The following is a 16,401-nucleotide window of genomic DNA, read 5'->3' on the forward strand; positions in this document are numbered from 1 at the left end:
GGCGCCCGTCCCGCACCCGGGCGGGCCGGGCGCCCCGCAGCGCCTCCCGTTCCGCGCCCCAGAGCGCTTCAGCCGAGGAGCCTTCACACCGTGAGCATGTCCGAGCGTCCAGGCGAACCGGGTCAGGGCGGTGAGCCGAAGCTCGAATCCGGCACGCCCCCGGCGTCCTGCGACCTGTCGGTGACCTCCGCCGACGCACCGCCCGCGGACCCCGTGAGCGTCCCGCCCGCCTCACCGGTGGGCAGACTGGCGGCCACCGTGGAACGGCTCAGCCGGGAGGTGCGGGCCGCCCAGGCGGATGCCGAGGGGCGCGCCCTGATCGAACTCGCCAAGGGCATCCTGGTCGAACGGCTGACGTGCGGGCCGGCCCAGGCCGCCCGGCAGCTCGCCGAGCTGGCCGAGCAGGCCCAGGTCACCCCCCTCGAACTCGCGGTCGACATCATCAACGAGGCCGCCCGGGACCGGATGTCCGAGGTGACGGAGGCGTTTCTCGCCGTCACCAGGGCGGCGGACGAGGCGAAGACCGAGCCGGCCGCCGTACGCCTGCGCGCGGCGGAGAGCGGCGCGCTGGCCGCGGACGACACCCAGGCAGTCGCCGAGGCCCTGCTGGAGCAGGCGCTGCGCCCGCTCGGCGCGGTGGCCGTGGCCGTCTGGGCCGCGGGTTCCGACGGTTCGCTCACCCTGGCGGGCAGCGCCGGGTTCTCCCCGGCCGAGGCCGCACGCTGGCGCTACGTCCCTCCGGACGTGGTGACGGTGGCGCGGCGCGGCCTCACCGAGCGCATGGGGCAGTGGATCACATCCCTCGCGGAGACCGGACTGCCCAGCATCGGTCTGCACCACCATCCGCACGGCGGCAGGGCCGCCCTGCCCGCCGGCACCGGGGGCCGCATCCACGGCGTGCTGGAGATCGCCTGGCCGACGCCCCTGGCGCCGCAGCCCCCACAGATCGTCCGCCAGGTGGAGGCCCTGGCCGAGCTGTGCGGCCACACACTGGAGACGTACACGCTGCTGCACGGTCCCGCCCGGGAACCGCGCGTTCTGCCGGACGCCGCGGAGCTGATGGACCTGGCCGACGGGCTGCACGATCCCGCGCTGGTCCTGGTGCCGCACCTCGACGACACCGGGAACCTGGTGGACTTCCGCATCCAGCACGTCAACAACCGCTTCCTGGATCCGGCCGGCCGGCCGCGCGCGATCGTGAGCGGCGCGCTGCTGCTGGAGGCCTACCCGATGGCCGCGGGGGACAGCGAGCTGTTCCAGCGCATCGAGCGCGTGTACGCCACCGGTGAACCCTTCCGGGCCCACCGGATGAACCTCACCGCCCTCGTCGACCAGGTTCCCCTCTCGGCGGTCGCGGACATCAGTATCAGCCGGCACGGCACCACCGTCCTCCTCATCTGGCGCATCGAGGACGAGACGGCGCGACTGGCGAGCCTGCTCCAGCACGCTCAGCGCCTCGGCCGCATCGGCGGCTTCGAGGAGAACCTGCTGACCGGGGAGATCACCTGGAACGGGCAGCTGTTCGACCTCTACGGGCGCCCGCAGTCGAGCACCCCGGTGCCCCTGGAGAATCTGCCGGCCCACGCGCATCCGGACGACGGCGTCTCCATCCGCCGCTTCCTGCGCACGCTGCTGCACCACCGGCGGCCGGCGGCCGCGGCCTTCCGGCTGCAGCGGCCGGACGGGGTGACCCGCCACATCCGCGTCGTCGCCGAGCCGGTACTCGACACCGACGGCCGGCTGCTTCTCATCCGCGGCGCCTGCCAGGACATCTCGGCCCAGCACTGGACCGAGGTGGCCCTCGCCGCCACCCGCGACCAGCTGGCGCACACCGAACAGCAGGCCAGCGAACGCAACCGGCTCACCCTCCAGCTGCAGCACGCCATCATGCCGCCCGCACAGGCACCGTTGCAGGTCCCCGGCCTCCAGGTGGCCGTCCGCTACCGGCCCGCGGAGACCGAGCAGCTGGTGGGCGGCGACTGGTACGACACCGTCATGCTGCCCTCCCGGCAGGTGCTGCTGTGCGTGGGAGACGTGGCCGGCCACGGCATCGAGGCCGCGACCAGCATGGTCGTCCTGCGCAACGCGCTGCGTGGCCTGGCGGTGACCGGCGCCGGGCCGGGCCAGTTGCTGTCGTGGCTCAACATCGTGGCGCACCATCTGACGGGCGCCGTCACCGCGACGGCGGTGTGCGGTCTGTACGACCCGGTCCTGCGGACGCTCCGCTGGGCCAGGGCGGGCCACCTGCCGCCCGTGCTCGTCCAGGGCAGCGAGGCGGCTGCCCTGCCCCTGGTCAAGGGGATGCTGCTCGGAGCGCTCTCCGAGGTCGTGTACGAGGAGGCCGAGGTACAACTGGCCGAAGGGGACACCCTGTTGATGTACACGGACGGCCTGATCGAACGCCGCGACCGGTCCGTGGAGGAGTCCCTGATCCACTTGCTGACCACCGCCCGCACGGCGCCCAGCACACTCGACCAGCAGCTGGACCGCCTGCTGACCTACAGCAACTCGGACACCGACGACGACACGTGCATCGTGGGCATCCGGCTCGGGTGAGGGGCTTGGACCGGCGCGTCGCCGGTGCTGCGCCGTGCCCAGCTCGTCGGCGGGGGTCGGCGACGTAGCGGCGGGTGTCGAACCAGCCGAACATCGCGGCCATGTCCTTGACCAGAGGTATGAAGCGGCCGGCGACGGCTCCTGCGGCGCGGGCGACGGCGGAGGGGGCGGTGCAGCCGGCCGGCAACGGGAAGGGCGCGCCGGCCCCGCGTGGGGTACTGCCGAGCGCGCCGCACGGCCTGCTTCACGAGAGCGCCCGGGAGGATGTGCACCCCGGCCGGGACCGGGGTGCAGACGGGGACGGGGAGTTACTTGGATTCTTCTCGCGGAAGGGCGCGGCTGTTGATCGCGTCGGTGATGGCATAGGCGGTGCGGACGAAGGACTCTGCCTGCTGTGCCGACAGGTTCAGCGCGGAAATCTCCTCCAGGGCCCGCCACATGGCCGCCAAGGGCTCGCGCATGGCACGGCCCTTGTCGGTGAGGTGGACGACCATGACCCGCCGGTCGTGTTCGGCCGGCTCGCGGATGAGCAGGCCGGCGTCCTGCATGCGGCGCAGGGACTTGGAGACGGTGGAGTGGTCCAGGCCGACGCTGTCGAGCAGCTCGGACTGGGTCTGGCCGTCCCGGTCCAGGAGTTGCATCAGCAGCAGTTCCTGTCCGGGATGCAGGTCCATCTCGCGGAGCATGGCGGCGGCGCGGGCGCGGTGAGCGCGGGCGAGCTGGAAGATCGCGTAGCTCATCGGCCCCTCGCCGGCCGTGCTGGGGATGCGGGGTGTGGGGGCGGGCATGGTTCGGTTCCTCAGACGGTGTAGGTGGGGTAGTCGGTGTAGCCGGCTGCTCCGCCGCCGTAGAAGGTCGCCGGGTCGGGGGTGTTCAGCGGCGCGTCAGAGCGTAGCCGCTCGACCAGGTCCGGGTTGGCGAGCGCGAGGGCGCCGACGGAGACGAGGTCGGCCGTGCCGTGGTCGATGTCCTTGGCGCGGGTGGGCAGGTCGGCGCCGCCCCGGTTGAGGATCAGCGTGGTCGGCCACAGCGCGCGCAGGGTGCCCAGCAGCTCCTCGTCGCCCGCGTGGAGGATGTGGAGGTAGGCGAGGCCGAGCGGGCTGAGGGCGCGCAAGAGCGCCGGATACAGCTCGGCGGTGTCGGACTCGGCGATGTCGTTGTAGGGGTTGCCGGGGGAGATGCGCAGGCCGGTGCGGTCGGCGCCGATCTCGTCGGCCACGGCAGCGGCGACCTCGACGGCGAAGCGGATGCGGTTGTCGAGGGAACCGCCGTAGCGGTCGGTGCGCTGGTTGGTGTTGTCGGACAGGAACTGGTGTACCAGGTAGCCGTTGGCGGCGTGGATCTCCACGCCGTCGGCGCCCGCCGCGACGGCAGCCGCTGCGGCGCGGCGGAAGTCGTCGACGGTCGCCGCGACCTCCTGCGTCGACAGAGCACGGGGTGTCGGCATTTCCTGGGGCCCGGACGCGGTGAACATCGTGCCCTTCGGCCGGATCGCCGACGGGGCGACCGGCCGGCGCCCGTGGGGGGTGTTGTCGGGGTGGGAGATGCGTCCGGTGTGCATCAGCTGGATGACGATCCGGCCGTCGGCCTCGTGCACGGCGTCGGTGACCTTGCGCCACCCGGCGATCTGCTCGTCATTGTGGATGCCGGGGGTCAGGAGGTAGCCCTGGCCGTCGGACGAGGGCTGGGTTCCCTCGGTGATGATGAGCGCGTGCGAGGCCCGCTGGGCGTAGTACTCGGCGTTCAGCTCGGTCGGTACGCCTTCGGGGGTGGAGCGGTCACGGGTCATGGGGGCCATGACCAGGCGGTGGGGCAGGGAGATGTCACCGACGGTGGTCGGTGTCCACAGGGCGTTCAGCATGAGTGGTCCTTCGGTGCGGTGATGAAAGGTGGTGATCGGGCTGGCTGAGGGTGTGGTGGGCGCAGTTGCGGGCGTGATCAGTCGACGGTGAGGACGAGCTTGCCCCGGACATGCCCGGCTTCGCTGACCTGCTGGGCCGTGGCGGCCTGGTCGAGCGGGTAGGCGGTGACGGTGGTGACGACCTTGCCGGTCGCGGCGTCCTGCGCCAGGGCGGCCAGACGGACGGTCGAGCGTTCCTGGGATCCCTGGGAGAAGGTGATGCCCAGCTGCCGTGCACCGAAGTCGGCGATGGTGACGATGCGCTCGGTGCCGCCCCGCAGGGCGATGGAGTCCTCGAGGGCTCCCTTCCCGGCCAGGTCGAACACCGCGTCCACACCGTCGGGGGCGAGCGCCCGGACCCGCTCGAGCAGGCCCTCGCCGTAAACGGTCGCGGTGGCGCCGAGCGAGGCCAGGTATTCCTGGTTGGCGGGGCCGGCGGTGCCGATGACACGCGCTCCGCGGGCCGTGGCGAGCTGGACCGCCAGGGTTCCGACCGCTCCGGCCGCGCCGTGCATCAGCACGGTCTCCCCGGCGGTGACGCCCAGCAGGTTCAGGACCCGCTCGGCCGTCTCACCCGCCACCGGCAGCGCGGCCGCGTGCTGCCAGTCGAGGCCGGCGGGCTTGGGGGCCACGGTGGTGGCCAGCGCGTACTCGGCGTACGAGCCGGTGTCCGACCAGCCCAGCACCTCGTCACCGACCTGCACGTCCCGCACGCCGTCACCCAGGGCGTCCACCACGCCGGCGAGTTCGCCACCGGGGACGGCGGGGAAGGTCGTCGGGCGGACGGCCTCCAGCATCCCGGAGCGGATCTTGCCGTCCAGAGCGTTCACCCCGGCCGCGTTCACGCGGACGCGGACCTGCCCGGGGCCGGGCTGCGGGACCTCGATGTCCGCCTCGCGCAGCACGTCCGTGCCTCCGAAACGGTCAAACCGGATGGCTTTCATGACGACTCCTCCTCGCGTTCACGCGTCACCACCAATTAGGTGGCTAGACACGTAACCGTAGCAGCGATTATGTGGCTAGCCAAGTATTTCTGCTCGGTGCTGTGTGAGACCGGCTCGCCGCAGGGCGGTGCCGTCGAAGATGTGGAAGCCGATTCGACCGTCATGCCGGGCGCCGGAATGCCGAGGGCCGTTCCCTGCCACGATGCGCGTGGCTGTCGCCTGAATGGTCAGCGCGGTACCCAGTAGTGCCGGGACGTTCCCGGCGGGACAGTTCGTTCCCACCGGTGGCTGCCTGGGGCTGACCTGTGGCTAATCTGCACGCGTGACCACCGACCTGATCCTCCTGCCGCGTGTCGCCCATCGCGGACAGGAGATCACCGCGCCCCGGCTCCGCGGCCTCCTCGCGCTGCTCGCCGGCGACTTACGCACGGGCTGCAGCACCGAGCGCCTGGTGGCGGGGCTGTGGCCGGACGAGTTGCCGGAGCGGCCGGCGAAGGCGGTGCAGGTCCTCGTGTCCAGGGCGCGGGCGCGGCTCGGCGCAGACGTCATCGCCGGCACGCCGACCGGATACCGGCTCACCCTCGCCGAGGACCAGGTCGACAGCTCCGCCCTGCTGCTGCACGCCGCCGCGAGCGCGGACCGGGCCAGGGCCGGGGACCACGCGGAATCGCTGGCCGAGGCCGAGGCCGGGCTCGCGCTGTGGGAGGCCACCCCTGACGAGGCGTACGACACCGACGACCCGGTAGCCGCGCTGCGCATGGAGCGCGCCCCCGTCCGCCGCACTCTTGTACGCGCGCGGGCGCTCGCGCTCGCCCGCCTCGGACGGCACGCGGAGGCGGCCGGGCCGCTGGCCGTGGCCGCCGCGGAGCATCCGCGCGACGAGGAGGTGCTCGTCGAGCTGCTGCGCGGTGAGGCGGCGACGGCGGGCCCGTCCGCCGCGCTGACGCGGTACGAGGCGTACCGCCGCGAGCTCCGGGACGAACTCGGCACGGATCCGGGCGCCGGGCTCAAGGCCGTACAGCGGGAACTGCTGCGCGGCGAGGCACCTGTGGTCCGGCACGGCGTGCCGCACGAGCCGAACCCCCTTCTCGGCCGGGACGAGGACATCGCGGCGGTGCGGCGGCTGCTGGGCACTTCCCGAGCCGTCAACGTCGTCGGCCCCGGCGGCCTCGGCAAGACCCGGCTCGCGCACGCCGTCAGCCGCCGGGCCGAGCAACGCGTGGTGTACTTCGTGCCGCTCGCCGGCGTCACCGCGGACGCGGACGTGGCCGCGGAGGTGGCCTCCGCGCTCGGCGCGGGCGAAGGGCGGCCCGGCGCGATGAGCGGCCACGCCCCGGCAGACCCGGTGTCCGGCATCCTCGGCGTGCTCGGCTCCGGGCCGGCGCTGCTGGTCCTCGACAACTGCGAGCAGGTCATCCGGGGCGCCGCCGACCTCGTACAGGCCCTGGTCTCGTCCTCCAAGGACCTGCGGGTGCTCGCCACCAGCCGGGCCCCGCTCGGCCTCAGCTCGGAGACGGTGTACGCGCTGCCGGAACTCGCTCTCGACACCTCGGTCGAGCTGTTCACGCAGCGGGCCCGGGCCGCCCGACCCGGAGTGGAGCTGCCGCCCGACGCGGTGGCCGGGCTGTGCCGCCACCTCGACGGGCTGCCGCTCGCCGTGGAGCTGGCCGCGGCACGGGTGCGGGTCCTTTCGGTGCCGGAGATCGCCCGCCGCCTCGGCGACCGATTCGCGCTGCTGCGGGGCGGGGCACGGGACGTGCCGGAGCGCCACCGCACGCTGCACGCGGTCGTGGACTGGAGCTGGAACCTCCTCGACGAGGACGCCAGGGCGGCGCTGCGCACACTGTCCGTCTTTCCCGGCGGCTTCTCCGCCGAGGCGGCGGAGCATGTGCTCGGCGAGGACGCGCTGTCCCTGCTCGAGCAGTTGGCCGATCAGTCACTGCTCACCGTCGCCGACACCCCGGCCGGCGTGCGGTTCCGGATGCTGGAGACCGTACGGGAGTTCAGCGCGGCCCGGCGTGCGGAGGCGGGAGAGGACGAGGAGGCCGTCGGCCGGTTCCTGGCCTGGGCGCGGGACTTCGGGGTCACGTACCACGACTGGATCTTCGGCGCGAAACCTGCCCCGAGCTCTCGGCTCCGCTCGGGCAGGGAAGGTCCCATTGCCGCCCGGGAGCGGGTCAGGGCCGAGCAGGACAACCTCGTGCCGGCCCTGCGGCACGCCCTGACCCGTACGGACGGCCCCACCACCGCCGCCCTCACCGCCGTCCTCGCCGCCCTGTGGTCCACCGGCTCCGACTACCCCCGCCTCACCGCCCTCGCCGCGGACACCGGCCCACCGCTGTCGCACTACCACCCCGAGCCCGAATACGTCGAAGTCGCCCGCGCCGCCGCGGTGTTGTGCGCGGCGAGCCTGTTCATGGGCTACGGCCCGCACGTCGTACGCCAGCTCGTCACCCTCCGGCGCCTGCCCCCGGCCCCGCCGGACACGCTGCTGCGGGCTGTCGCGGCAGTGCTGAGCGCGGTTCCCGAGATGCTGCCTCCCGACTACGAAGTGCTGCGGAAGCTCTGCGACAGCGAGCAGCCGCTGCTCGCCGGCGTCGCCGAGTGCGTCGCGACCTACGTCTGGGAGTACGAGCACGACATCGACCGCGCGCTCGCCTCGGCGCGCCGGATCATCACCGTACTGGCGCCGGTCGACAGTCCGTTCCTGCAAGTCATGGGCTATGCCCGGCTGGGCGAGCTGTGCTTGAGGGCGGAGCAGGGCGAGGCCGCGTACGGGTACCTCAAGGCGGTGCTGGAGGCGCTGCCGCGGCTCGGCGGCGAGCACGACTTCATCGGCGTCCGCTGGGGCCTCGCCCTCGCCTGCCTGCAGCGCGGCGATCCCGACGAGGCCGAGTACTGGCTGCGGCAGGCGGAGCGCGGCAACACCCCGCAGGACGACGACTTCTCCGACCTCGGCGGCCGTGCCGAGATCGCGCTCGCGCGCGGACTGACCGAGGTCGGGCTCGGCCTGTGGCGCAGCGCCGCGGAGCAGGTGGCCGAGTTCGGCGCGCTGCACGGCGGCGACCCCTTCCTCGACCGCTGGGCGCTGCAGATCCAGTCGGTGGCGGTGACGGCGCACGCGCACGCCGGCCGCCTGGAGCTGGTCGCGGAGCCGGTCCACCGGCTGCGGCAGGGGCTGCGGACCCTGCTCTGCGGTCCGTCCGGCACGCCCATGGATCTCCATCTGTTCGGGACGGTGCTCCACGCGCTCGGCATGGCGGGGCTCGCCTCCGGCGACGCCCGTGCCGTGCGGATGATCGCGCTCGCCGAACGGCTGCGGGTGCTGCGCGAGTTCCAGCCCACGATGTCGGCGGACCGCGCCCGGAAGGCGGCCGAGGACGCCGACAGGGCGGCGTACGCCGACGCGGTGGCGGAGTACGCCGCCCTGGGGCGGGACGAGCTGCGGGAGGCGGCCCGCGCTGTCATGGCGGTTACTTCGGGTCGCGGTTGAACAACGCCGTCGACCACCGGTAGCCGAGCGCGGTCAGACCGACGCACCAGGCGATCGCGATCCACCCGTTGTTGCCGATCTCGGTGCCGAGCAGCAGGCCGCGCAGGGTCTCGATGGCGGGCGTGAACGGCTGGTACTCGGCGATCGGCTGGAACCAGCCCGGGATCGCGTCGATGGGGACGAAGGCGCTGGAGATGAGCGGGAGGAGGATCAGCGGCGTTGCCATGTTGCCGGCCGCCTCGGGGTTCGGGCCGGCCATGCCCATCCCGACCGCGATCCAGGTGAGCGCCAGGGTGAACAGCGCGATCAGCCCGAAGGCCGCCAGCCACTCCAGGGCCGTGGCGTCCGTGGACCGGAAGCCGATGGCCACGGCGATGGCACCGACGAGGACCAGGCTGGCGAGCACCTGCAGCACGCTGCCGACGACGTGCCCGACGAGCACGGACCCGCGGTAGACCGCCATCGTGCGGAAGCGGGCGATGAGGCCCTCGGTCATGTCCATGGAGACGGAGATCGCGGCCCCGATCACGGTGGAGCCGATGGTCATCATCAACAGGCCCGGGACGAGATAGGCGATGTACTCGGAGCGGTCCGCCCCGCCGCCACCGATGCCCGCGCTCATCACGCCTCCGAAGACGTACACGAAGAGCAGCAGCAGCATGATCGGCGTGAGCAGCAGGTTCAGGGTCATGGACGGGTAGCGCAGCGCGTGCAGCAGGTTGCGGCGCAGCATCGTGTTCGAGTCGCGGACGGCGAGGGAGAGGGCGCTCATCGGACGGTCTCCTTGGGCTGGTCGGGGACGCCGGCACCGCCGGTCAGGGCGAAGAACACGTCGTCGAGATCGGGGGTGTGCACGGTCAGCTCGTCCGCCTCGACGCCGGCCGAGTCCAGCCAGTCGAGGATGGAACGCAGCTCGCGCTGACTGCCGTCGCTGGGGATCTGCAGCGCCAGAGCCTCGTCGTCCCTGGTGGCCTCGCGCAGGGCGACGGCGGCCGACTGGTACGCGGCCGGGTCGGTGAAGCGGAGCCGGACATGTCCGCCCGGGATGAGCCGCTTCAGCTCCTCGGCGGTGCCCTGGGCGGCGATCCTGCCGCCGTCGAGCACCGCGATGCGGTCGGCGAGTTCGTCGGCCTCCTCCAGGTACTGGGTGGTGAGGAAGACGGTCACCCCGTCCGAGACGAGCTCGCGGATGATCTGCCACATGTTGTGGCGGCTGCGTGGGTCGAGACCGGTGGTCGGCTCGTCGAGGAAGATGATCCTCGGGTCGCCGACCAGGGTCATGGCGAGGTCGAGGCGGCGCTTCATGCCGCCGGAGTAGGTGGAGGCGGGCTTCTTGGCGGCTTCCGACAGGTCGAAGCGCTCCAGCAGTTCGGCGGCGGTACGGCGGCCCTCACCGCGGGAGAGATGGTGCAGGTCCGCCATCAGGAGCATGTTCTCCTCGCCGGTGATCAGGCCGTCGACGGCGGAGAACTGCCCCGTGACGCCGATCGCGGCCCGCACGGCCTGCGGGTCGGCGGCCAGGTCGTGGCCGCCGACGTGCAGGTCGCCGGCGTCGGCGGTGATGAGGGTGGAGAGGATCTTGACGGCGGTGGTCTTGCCGGCGCCGTTCGGGCCGAGCAGGGAGAAGACGGTGCCGGCCGGCACAGCGAGATCGATACCGTCGAGCACCGTCTTGCCCCCGTAGGCCTTGCGCAGCCCCTTGGCCGCGATGGCGAGTGAGGGCGATGTCGTTGTCGTCATGCCGCAGAGGGTGCGGCAGGGCGCATTCAGCGCGGTTTCAGTGTGCCTTCAGCGCCCTGAAACCGGGGCTGCCTCGGGTAGGTGTGGGTGCGTCAGGCGTGGCTGTCCTGTCTGCGGGAAGTGTGACGCAGCACACTCCCCGCGACCGATGACTCCGTCCGTGCCCCTCGGTCATACCAGCGAACAGGCCGAAGCAACACAACGGACAGACAGGATGGATGACATGACCGCCACCGTGAAGGGCCCTGCCAGCTACTTCCCTTCCATCGAGAAGAAATACGGTCGCCCGATCGCGGAGTGGAAGGACCTGATCGGCTCCTCGCCTCTGACCAAGCACATGGAGCTCGTGAACTGGCTCAAGGCCGAGCACGGGCTGGGCCACGGTCACGCCAACGCCCTCGTCGCGCACACCCTCGCCGAGCGGTCCGGCAACTGAGCTGCACTCCCGCAGTCCGCCTGTGAGGCCCCGGCCCTTCCTCAAGGTGATTGCCTGCTCAGGCCAGGGCTGCATCTCGCTCGTCGGCTCCAAGGTCACCGCCGTCAAGGACCTGCTGCCGCTGCTGGAGCGGGTCATGAAGGAGAGCCGGCCGACGCCTCGGAAGTGGAGCTGAAGGAGCGCAAGCACCGCATCGAGGACGCGGTACGCGACGCCAGGGCGGCCGTCGAGGAGGGCATCGTGCCCGGCGGCGGGGCGGCGCCGCTGCACGCCGCCGGGACCGCGTTCGACAAGCTGCACGCGGAGGGCGAGGAAGCCACCGGCGTGCAGATGGTGCGCAGCGCGCTGAGCGCCCCGCTGACGCCGGACTGGAAGGCGGCGTGGTGGTGGAGAAGGTGCGCTCGCTGCCGCAGGGCCGCGGCCTGAACGCCGCGACCGGCGAGTACGTCGCCATGCCGGCCGGCCGGGCGCAGCCGCGCCCGGCATCATCGAGCCGGATCAGGTGTGGGAGAGGGCGAAGGAGACGAGGAAGCCGCTGACGGTGATCAGCCCGATGGCCAGGTGGGCGTCGTCGAACGCTTCGGGGATCATCGTGTCGGCGATCATGGCGAGGATCGCCCCGGCCGCCACTGCGGTCACCGCGGCGATCACGGCGGGGGAGAAGGAACCGACCACCGTGTAACCGAGGACGGCCGACACCGTGCCGGCCGCGGCGATCGCCGCCCAGACGCCGAAGACGTACCCCTTGGTGCGGCCGGCCTTCTTCATCCCCGCCGAACTGGACAGCCCCTCGGGAACGTTGCTGATGAACACCGCGGCCACGGTCACGAGGCTGACCGCGCCACCGTTGAGCAGGCTGACGCCGATCACCGCGGACTCCGGCACACCGTCGAGCAGGGCGCCGAGCGCGAGCGCCGTCCCGGATCCGCCCTGCTCGGCCTCCGACGGCTGCGTCTCCGCCTGATCGCGACCGGAGCGCTTGCGGTGGCGCGCACCCCGGCGGGCGAGCCACACATTGCCCCCGGTGTAGGCCAAGGCGCCGACGAGGGTGCCGACGGCCGTGGGAGCAAGCCCCGCCTGCTCGTACGCCTCCCCGACCAGCTCGAAGGACACCGCTGAGATCAGCACCCCGGCCCCGAAGGCCATCACGGTCGCGATCACCTTCTGCGGCACCCGCAGCATGTATCCCAGCGCGGCACCGAGCAGCAGCGCCGAGCCCGCCACCAGCCCCCACAAACCAGCCTGTACGACTTCAGCCATGCCGACCCGTCTACCCGCCAAGGATGTGGATCAACGGGCCAGGGCGGTCGTGCGGACCGAAGTGAGCCACGCAACAAGAACTCCAGCAGGGACGTCGTGCCCGAGCTGTTTCCAGACCTGCTTGAACGCCGCGCCGGCCAGGACGCCACGGAGGGTGCCCATGGCCGTCCCGACCGGCTTGCAAGCGACCTTCGAGGCCTTTATCGATGCTTCCTCGAACGGCGGATGAGCAGCAGCGCCACGAGCGCGCCGGCGGCGGCGAGCAGCGGAGTGCGGTTGGCCCGCGCCGCCTGCAGGCCCTGGCCGGCCTTCTCCCGTACCGGCTCTGGAGCCTTCTCCCGGGCCAGCTCTCCGATGTGCACGGCCTGCTCGCGGACCTGTTCGGTCGCCGCGGCGGCCTTGGCGCGCACCGGCTCGGGGGTCCTGTCCTGTACCGCGTGGGCCGCGTGTGCGGCCTTGTCCCGCAACTGGCTCCTGACCTGTGTGGTCTTCTCGGTGACCTGCTGCTTGACGGCCGTCGTCTTCTCCTGGGCGCGGGTCTTGACGTCGGTCTTCGCCGCGAGCGCCTCGACGGTCTCGCCGAGTCCCTCACGAGTCGCCTCGACCTGCTCACGCAGTTCCTCAGGGGAAGGCGTTGCCTCATCGCGCGTGTGCGGCTTGTCCTCGGTCATCGTTGTGCCCTTTCCTTGATCTCGGCCGCATCGGCCTTGACACTGTCCATGGTCTGTTCGGGAGCCGGTGGGGTTGCCTTGCTGACCTCCTGCTTGCCGAGAGCCGTCATGACTGCGGTGACGGCGGCCAGGACGCCGGTGACGATCAGCGCCGCCATCCACACGTCCATGGCGAGGGACAGCGCTGCGATCACGGTGACCACGAGGGCCTGCAGGGTGAGCACACCCATCAGACCGGCGCCGCCGAACAGGCCACCGCCCTTGCCGAACCGCTTGCCCTTCTCGGTCATCTCCGCCTGCGCCAGGCGCATCTCGTCGCGCACCAGCTGTGACAACTGCTGCGAGGCACGCTGCACCAGGTCGCCCACCGGTTCCTGCGCTCCGGCATCGGTGCGGTGGGAGCTGTCTGTGGTCATGGGTGCTCACCTGCCCTTCGTCGGTGTTTGCGGCAGGTCTGCGGCCGTTCGCCCGTCGATAGGCGACCATCGCCTGCCCGTTGGCCGGATCCGTCGGTCCGACCGGCTGTCCGGGTACCCACGCATCAGCGCATCACAGCCCGTCAGAACACCCGTCGCCTCAGCAGACGGGGTGTGCCCCGCACCAGGGCGGCCGAGGCCAGCCCGATCACGCCCCCGGCGGCCACATCGGAGGGGTAGTGGGCACCGCTGTGCACCCGCTCGGCGGCCACCATCACCGCGGACACCCCACAGACGGCACCGGCAGCCGGCCACACCGGCGCGACGGCGCCCGCGAAAGCCGCGGCGGCCGCAGCGTGTCCGGAAGGGAAGGAGGAACTGTCCGGGCGCTCCTTGAGTTCCTCAGGCGGGACCCATTCCCGTGGTGGGCGGCGCCGCCGGTACAGCCTCTTGGCGACCGCGTTCGACAGCACCTGGGACGTCGTCATGGCGACCACTCCCGCGGCTGCGGCCGTACGGCCGCGCCACCCGCCGAGTGCGGCCATGGCTGCGGCCGTCGCCCACCACAGCTTGGTGTGCTCGGCCGCCTCCTGCACCGCGGGTGCCAGCCGCCGCACCCAGGGCGGCCCCCATCCGATGGCCCGTCTGGCCAGCCGGTGGTCCCTGTCGCGCAGATCCAGCATCGTTCCCATGACCAGCCGACTTCCCGTTCAGGGCCTGGTCACACCGGTGCCGTGATCAAAGCGATCAGCGCTTGGGCAACTGATCGGAGTGTCCGGCGACTGCCGCTCCACCTACGGCCTTCGATGAGCAGCCCCCTGCACTGCCGCTCCCCGGGACGCTGTCGGCGTTCCCTCGCGGTTTCCTCGGCCTCGACGAGGCCGCCGAGGGTGGTGTCGACGGCGAAGCGGTAGGACCTGGCGGCGTCCGCCCTCTGGGGTCCACGGTCCCGGACCGCCCCCGGATCCGCGCCGTCAGGAGATGCGGACGTCCGACCAGTTCGTGATCTTGCCGACCTGGGACCGGCTGTCGAAACCGCCCTTGCCGTTGCCCCGGTTCAGCCAGACGTCGGCCCTTCGTGAGGCACCCCGAATCATGGACTACCCTGTGCTCCTCACGAGGCCAGTGGATCAACGCCGCCAACTCGTCCTGCGCAATGGCGGCTTCGCCTGGTGCGTCTGACCGGAAAGGCCCACCGACCTGGTGGGGCGTCTAGCGTGGTCCCGTGAACGATCACGGTGTTGCTCATGGCTTCACGTCGGGGGACACCCAGCCCCGGCCCTCCGACTGGGTTCACGTCTCACGAGGACTGCCGCATGCGGCAGTCGCGGACGGACACCGGCTGCCGTTCGGCGCGTGCCAGTTCGACGGCGCCTGGGCAGACCGGGTCCTGCAGCACGTCGCCGACCCCGTCCGGGTGCTGGACGAGCTGCTGCGAGTCGTACGCCCCGGTGGCCGGGTCGCATTGGCAGACCCGGACTACGACACTCAGGTACTCGATATCGACGACCAGGAACTTGCCCGCAAGGTGCTGCGCTTCCGGGCCGAGGTGGCGCTGCGCAACGGCTCGCTGGCCTACCGGCACGCCGGACTGCTCGCGGCCCGCGGCCTCCACGACATCACAGTGGAAGCCCGGACGCTGGTCGTGCGTGACCCATCGGCGGCCGACAATGTCATGGGCCTGCGCACCTGGGCACACACCGCCGCGGCCCGGGGCTACCTTGATCCCATCGAGGCGGACCGGTTCGTGGCCCAATTCAACGATGCCGTGCGCACGGGTCGCTTCACCTACGCCGTCACGTTCTTCCTGACGGTCGGCACGCTGCCCAAGTCACTGATGGCCAGCGGGTGAGAGCGGCGTGCCGCACAGCAGGCCACGGCAGTCACCATCCTGCCGTTGATGTCCTGGCCAGGGCCCGCTTGATCTCGGCTGCGGGGAACGGAGTGCGCTTGGTCTGCGTGAGCAGTCGCTGGTGAAAGTCGTCCAGGACGATTGCGTGCGGCGCGTGACGGTCGATGATCGCGCCGATGTCGGAAGGAACGCCGTCGGGCCTGTGGCCTTCGATCCATGCTCGCAGGAAGGCCCCGTGTTCGGTGCCACCACGCACACCGTCGGGCAGGTGATGGCGAAGGAGGTGGCCCGGTGCGTAGCAGCGGTCGTACACAAGATGATCGGCAAGGAAGGCGCTCTCCTGCGCCGAAAGGTCGAAGCCGCGGCTCAACGCGAGCCCGAAGTCCGCGAAGTACACCTGTCGGCCGTCAGTGAGCAGGTTGGCGAAGTGTGAGTCGAAGTGGACCAATCCGCGCGCACTCATGAACTCCGTCCCCCGCAGCAGCGCATCCTCGACCCACTCGTAGGACGACTCGCCACCTGGACCCCGCCAGGCCGCATCACGGGCGTTGCTGAGCCACGCGGCGAGCGTCTGGGGTACATGCTCCAAGAACAGCACCAGACTGAAGGAGGACCCTCCGATAGCCTCCAGCCGACGACGCACGGCTGGCGATTCCTCCCAATGTGCAACCGCCCCGTCAACGCCCCCGAACTCGTCAACGAAGTCGGCAGGGGCACTGTCCGGCAAAACGCGCCAGTGATACAGCAGCGGGAAGCCCGCGTACTCGTTCTTCAGCACCCAGCCTGTGGCCAAGATGTGAGCGGCCAACTCACGCCAAGCACCGAACCCCGCCGACCCCACTCCGTACTGGTAGAAGAGGGGAAGTTCGAAGAGATTAGCGGTCGACCGCACGTGCTCCGGTGCCAACTCGATGTCCGTTAGCGGGACCCGCTTGACGAAGACGCGTATCCCCTCGATCTCCATCTCCGCCGACCTGCCGCCGATACCGGAACCGAGTCTCGGCGCGGCGGCCACAGCATCCCCAAGCCGGCGGTCGCTGAACAGGGACAGCCGCGCTCCCACGGTCGCGTATGCGGACACCCGCGCATTATGTCCTGACTCGGTCACATCCATCGGCGGCTCCAGCCTGGCA

At 71.5% G+C, this 16,401-nt stretch carries 16 protein-coding genes and 1 pseudogene; 6 read left to right on the forward strand and 11 right to left on the reverse strand.

Features of this window, described 5'->3' with window-relative positions; all coding sequences use genetic code 11:
* Positions 1–96 precede the first annotated feature (96 nt).
* Positions 97–2,556: a SpoIIE family protein phosphatase gene (locus HDA41_RS36490; RefSeq protein ID WP_184991700.1), complete on the forward strand. Its 2,460-nt coding sequence runs from the start codon at positions 97–99 to the stop codon at positions 2,554–2,556.
* A 308-nt stretch (positions 2,557–2,864) separates the two neighbouring features.
* Here the strand turns inward: HDA41_RS36490 and HDA41_RS36495 are convergent, their stop codons facing one another.
* From HDA41_RS36495 to HDA41_RS36505, 3 genes are all read right to left on the reverse strand, one after another.
* Positions 2,865–3,344, reverse strand: a complete 480-nt coding sequence (locus tag HDA41_RS36495; protein ID WP_184991702.1) for a MarR family winged helix-turn-helix transcriptional regulator — start codon at positions 3,342–3,344, stop codon at positions 2,865–2,867.
* 11 nt (positions 3,345–3,355) lie between these two features.
* A complete protein-coding gene (locus HDA41_RS36500; protein ID WP_184991704.1) occupies positions 3,356–4,417 on the reverse strand; it encodes an alkene reductase in 1,062 nt (353 codons plus the stop codon).
* A 77-nt stretch (positions 4,418–4,494) separates the two neighbouring features.
* Positions 4,495–5,400 (reverse strand): NADP-dependent oxidoreductase, encoded by a 906-nt coding sequence (locus tag HDA41_RS36505; protein WP_184991706.1) that lies wholly within the window; start codon positions 5,398–5,400, stop codon positions 4,495–4,497.
* 322 nt (positions 5,401–5,722) lie between these two features.
* Here HDA41_RS36505 and HDA41_RS36510 point away from each other — a divergent pair, with 322 nt between their 5' ends.
* Positions 5,723–8,893, forward strand: coding sequence for an ATP-binding protein (locus HDA41_RS36510; protein ID WP_184991708.1), 3,171 nt, complete (start codon positions 5,723–5,725; stop codon positions 8,891–8,893).
* Here the strand turns inward: HDA41_RS36510 and HDA41_RS36515 are convergent.
* Together HDA41_RS36515 and HDA41_RS36520 are read right to left on the reverse strand one after the other, a co-directional pair.
* Positions 8,874–9,665: an ABC transporter permease gene (locus HDA41_RS36515; RefSeq protein ID WP_184991710.1), complete on the reverse strand. Its 792-nt coding sequence runs from the start codon at positions 9,663–9,665 to the stop codon at positions 8,874–8,876. The genes HDA41_RS36510 and HDA41_RS36515 overlap by 20 nt on opposite strands.
* The gene (locus HDA41_RS36520) at positions 9,662–10,633 is read right to left on the reverse strand and encodes an ATP-binding cassette domain-containing protein (RefSeq protein WP_184991712.1); all 972 of its coding nucleotides are present in this window, start codon (positions 10,631–10,633) and stop codon (positions 9,662–9,664) included. Before HDA41_RS36520 ends, HDA41_RS36515 begins: the two co-directional genes overlap by 4 nt.
* A 223-nt stretch (positions 10,634–10,856) precedes the next feature.
* Here HDA41_RS36520 and HDA41_RS36525 point away from each other — a divergent pair, with 223 nt between their 5' ends.
* The 3 genes and pseudogenes from HDA41_RS36525 to groEL all read left to right on the forward strand — a co-directional run.
* Complete coding sequence (locus HDA41_RS36525; protein ID WP_184991714.1) at positions 10,857–11,069, forward strand: DUF4287 domain-containing protein; 213 nt, start codon at positions 10,857–10,859, stop codon at positions 11,067–11,069.
* 46 nt (positions 11,070–11,115) lie between these two features.
* A complete protein-coding gene (locus tag HDA41_RS41915; protein WP_260423386.1) occupies positions 11,116–11,244 on the forward strand; it encodes a hypothetical protein in 129 nt (42 codons plus the stop codon).
* A pseudogene (gene groEL / locus HDA41_RS41920) lies at positions 11,226–11,515 on the forward strand (chaperonin GroEL); the annotation flags it as partial. The gene HDA41_RS41915 and the pseudogene groEL, both read left to right, overlap by 19 nt.
* A 52-nt stretch (positions 11,516–11,567) precedes the next feature.
* On the opposite strand, the gene HDA41_RS36535 reads toward groEL, so the two are convergent.
* From HDA41_RS36535 to HDA41_RS41925, 5 genes are all read right to left on the reverse strand, one after another.
* A complete protein-coding gene (locus tag HDA41_RS36535; RefSeq protein WP_184991716.1) occupies positions 11,568–12,329 on the reverse strand; it encodes a ZIP family metal transporter in 762 nt (253 codons plus the stop codon).
* A 200-nt stretch (positions 12,330–12,529) separates the two neighbouring features.
* Positions 12,530–13,000 (reverse strand): DUF3618 domain-containing protein, encoded by a 471-nt coding sequence (locus HDA41_RS36540; RefSeq protein ID WP_184991718.1) that lies wholly within the window; start codon positions 12,998–13,000, stop codon positions 12,530–12,532.
* Positions 12,997–13,416, reverse strand: coding sequence for a phage holin family protein (locus HDA41_RS36545; protein WP_184991720.1), 420 nt, complete (start codon positions 13,414–13,416; stop codon positions 12,997–12,999). Before HDA41_RS36545 ends, HDA41_RS36540 begins: the two co-directional genes overlap by 4 nt.
* A gap of 143 nt (positions 13,417–13,559) precedes the next feature.
* Entirely contained in the window at positions 13,560–14,108 is a 549-nt protein-coding gene (locus HDA41_RS36550) for a phosphatase PAP2 family protein (RefSeq protein ID WP_184991722.1), read from the reverse strand.
* Between the two features lie 282 nt (positions 14,109–14,390).
* A complete protein-coding gene (locus HDA41_RS41925; protein WP_260423387.1) occupies positions 14,391–14,513 on the reverse strand; it encodes a hypothetical protein in 123 nt (40 codons plus the stop codon).
* A gap of 128 nt (positions 14,514–14,641) precedes the next feature.
* On the opposite strand from HDA41_RS41925, the gene HDA41_RS36555 reads away from it, so the two are divergent.
* Positions 14,642–15,268, forward strand: a complete 627-nt coding sequence (locus HDA41_RS36555) for a methyltransferase domain-containing protein (RefSeq protein WP_184991724.1) — start codon at positions 14,642–14,644, stop codon at positions 15,266–15,268.
* 31 nt (positions 15,269–15,299) lie between these two features.
* On the opposite strand, the gene HDA41_RS36560 is transcribed toward HDA41_RS36555, so the two are convergent.
* The gene (locus HDA41_RS36560; protein WP_184991726.1) at positions 15,300–16,382 is read right to left on the reverse strand and encodes a protein kinase family protein; all 1,083 of its coding nucleotides are present in this window, start codon (positions 16,380–16,382) and stop codon (positions 15,300–15,302) included.
* Positions 16,383–16,401: the final 19 nt, after the last annotated feature.

The sequence above is a fragment of the Streptomyces caelestis genome (genome assembly GCF_014205255.1).
Classification (GTDB): Bacteria; Actinomycetota; Actinomycetes; order Streptomycetales; family Streptomycetaceae; genus Streptomyces; species Streptomyces caelestis.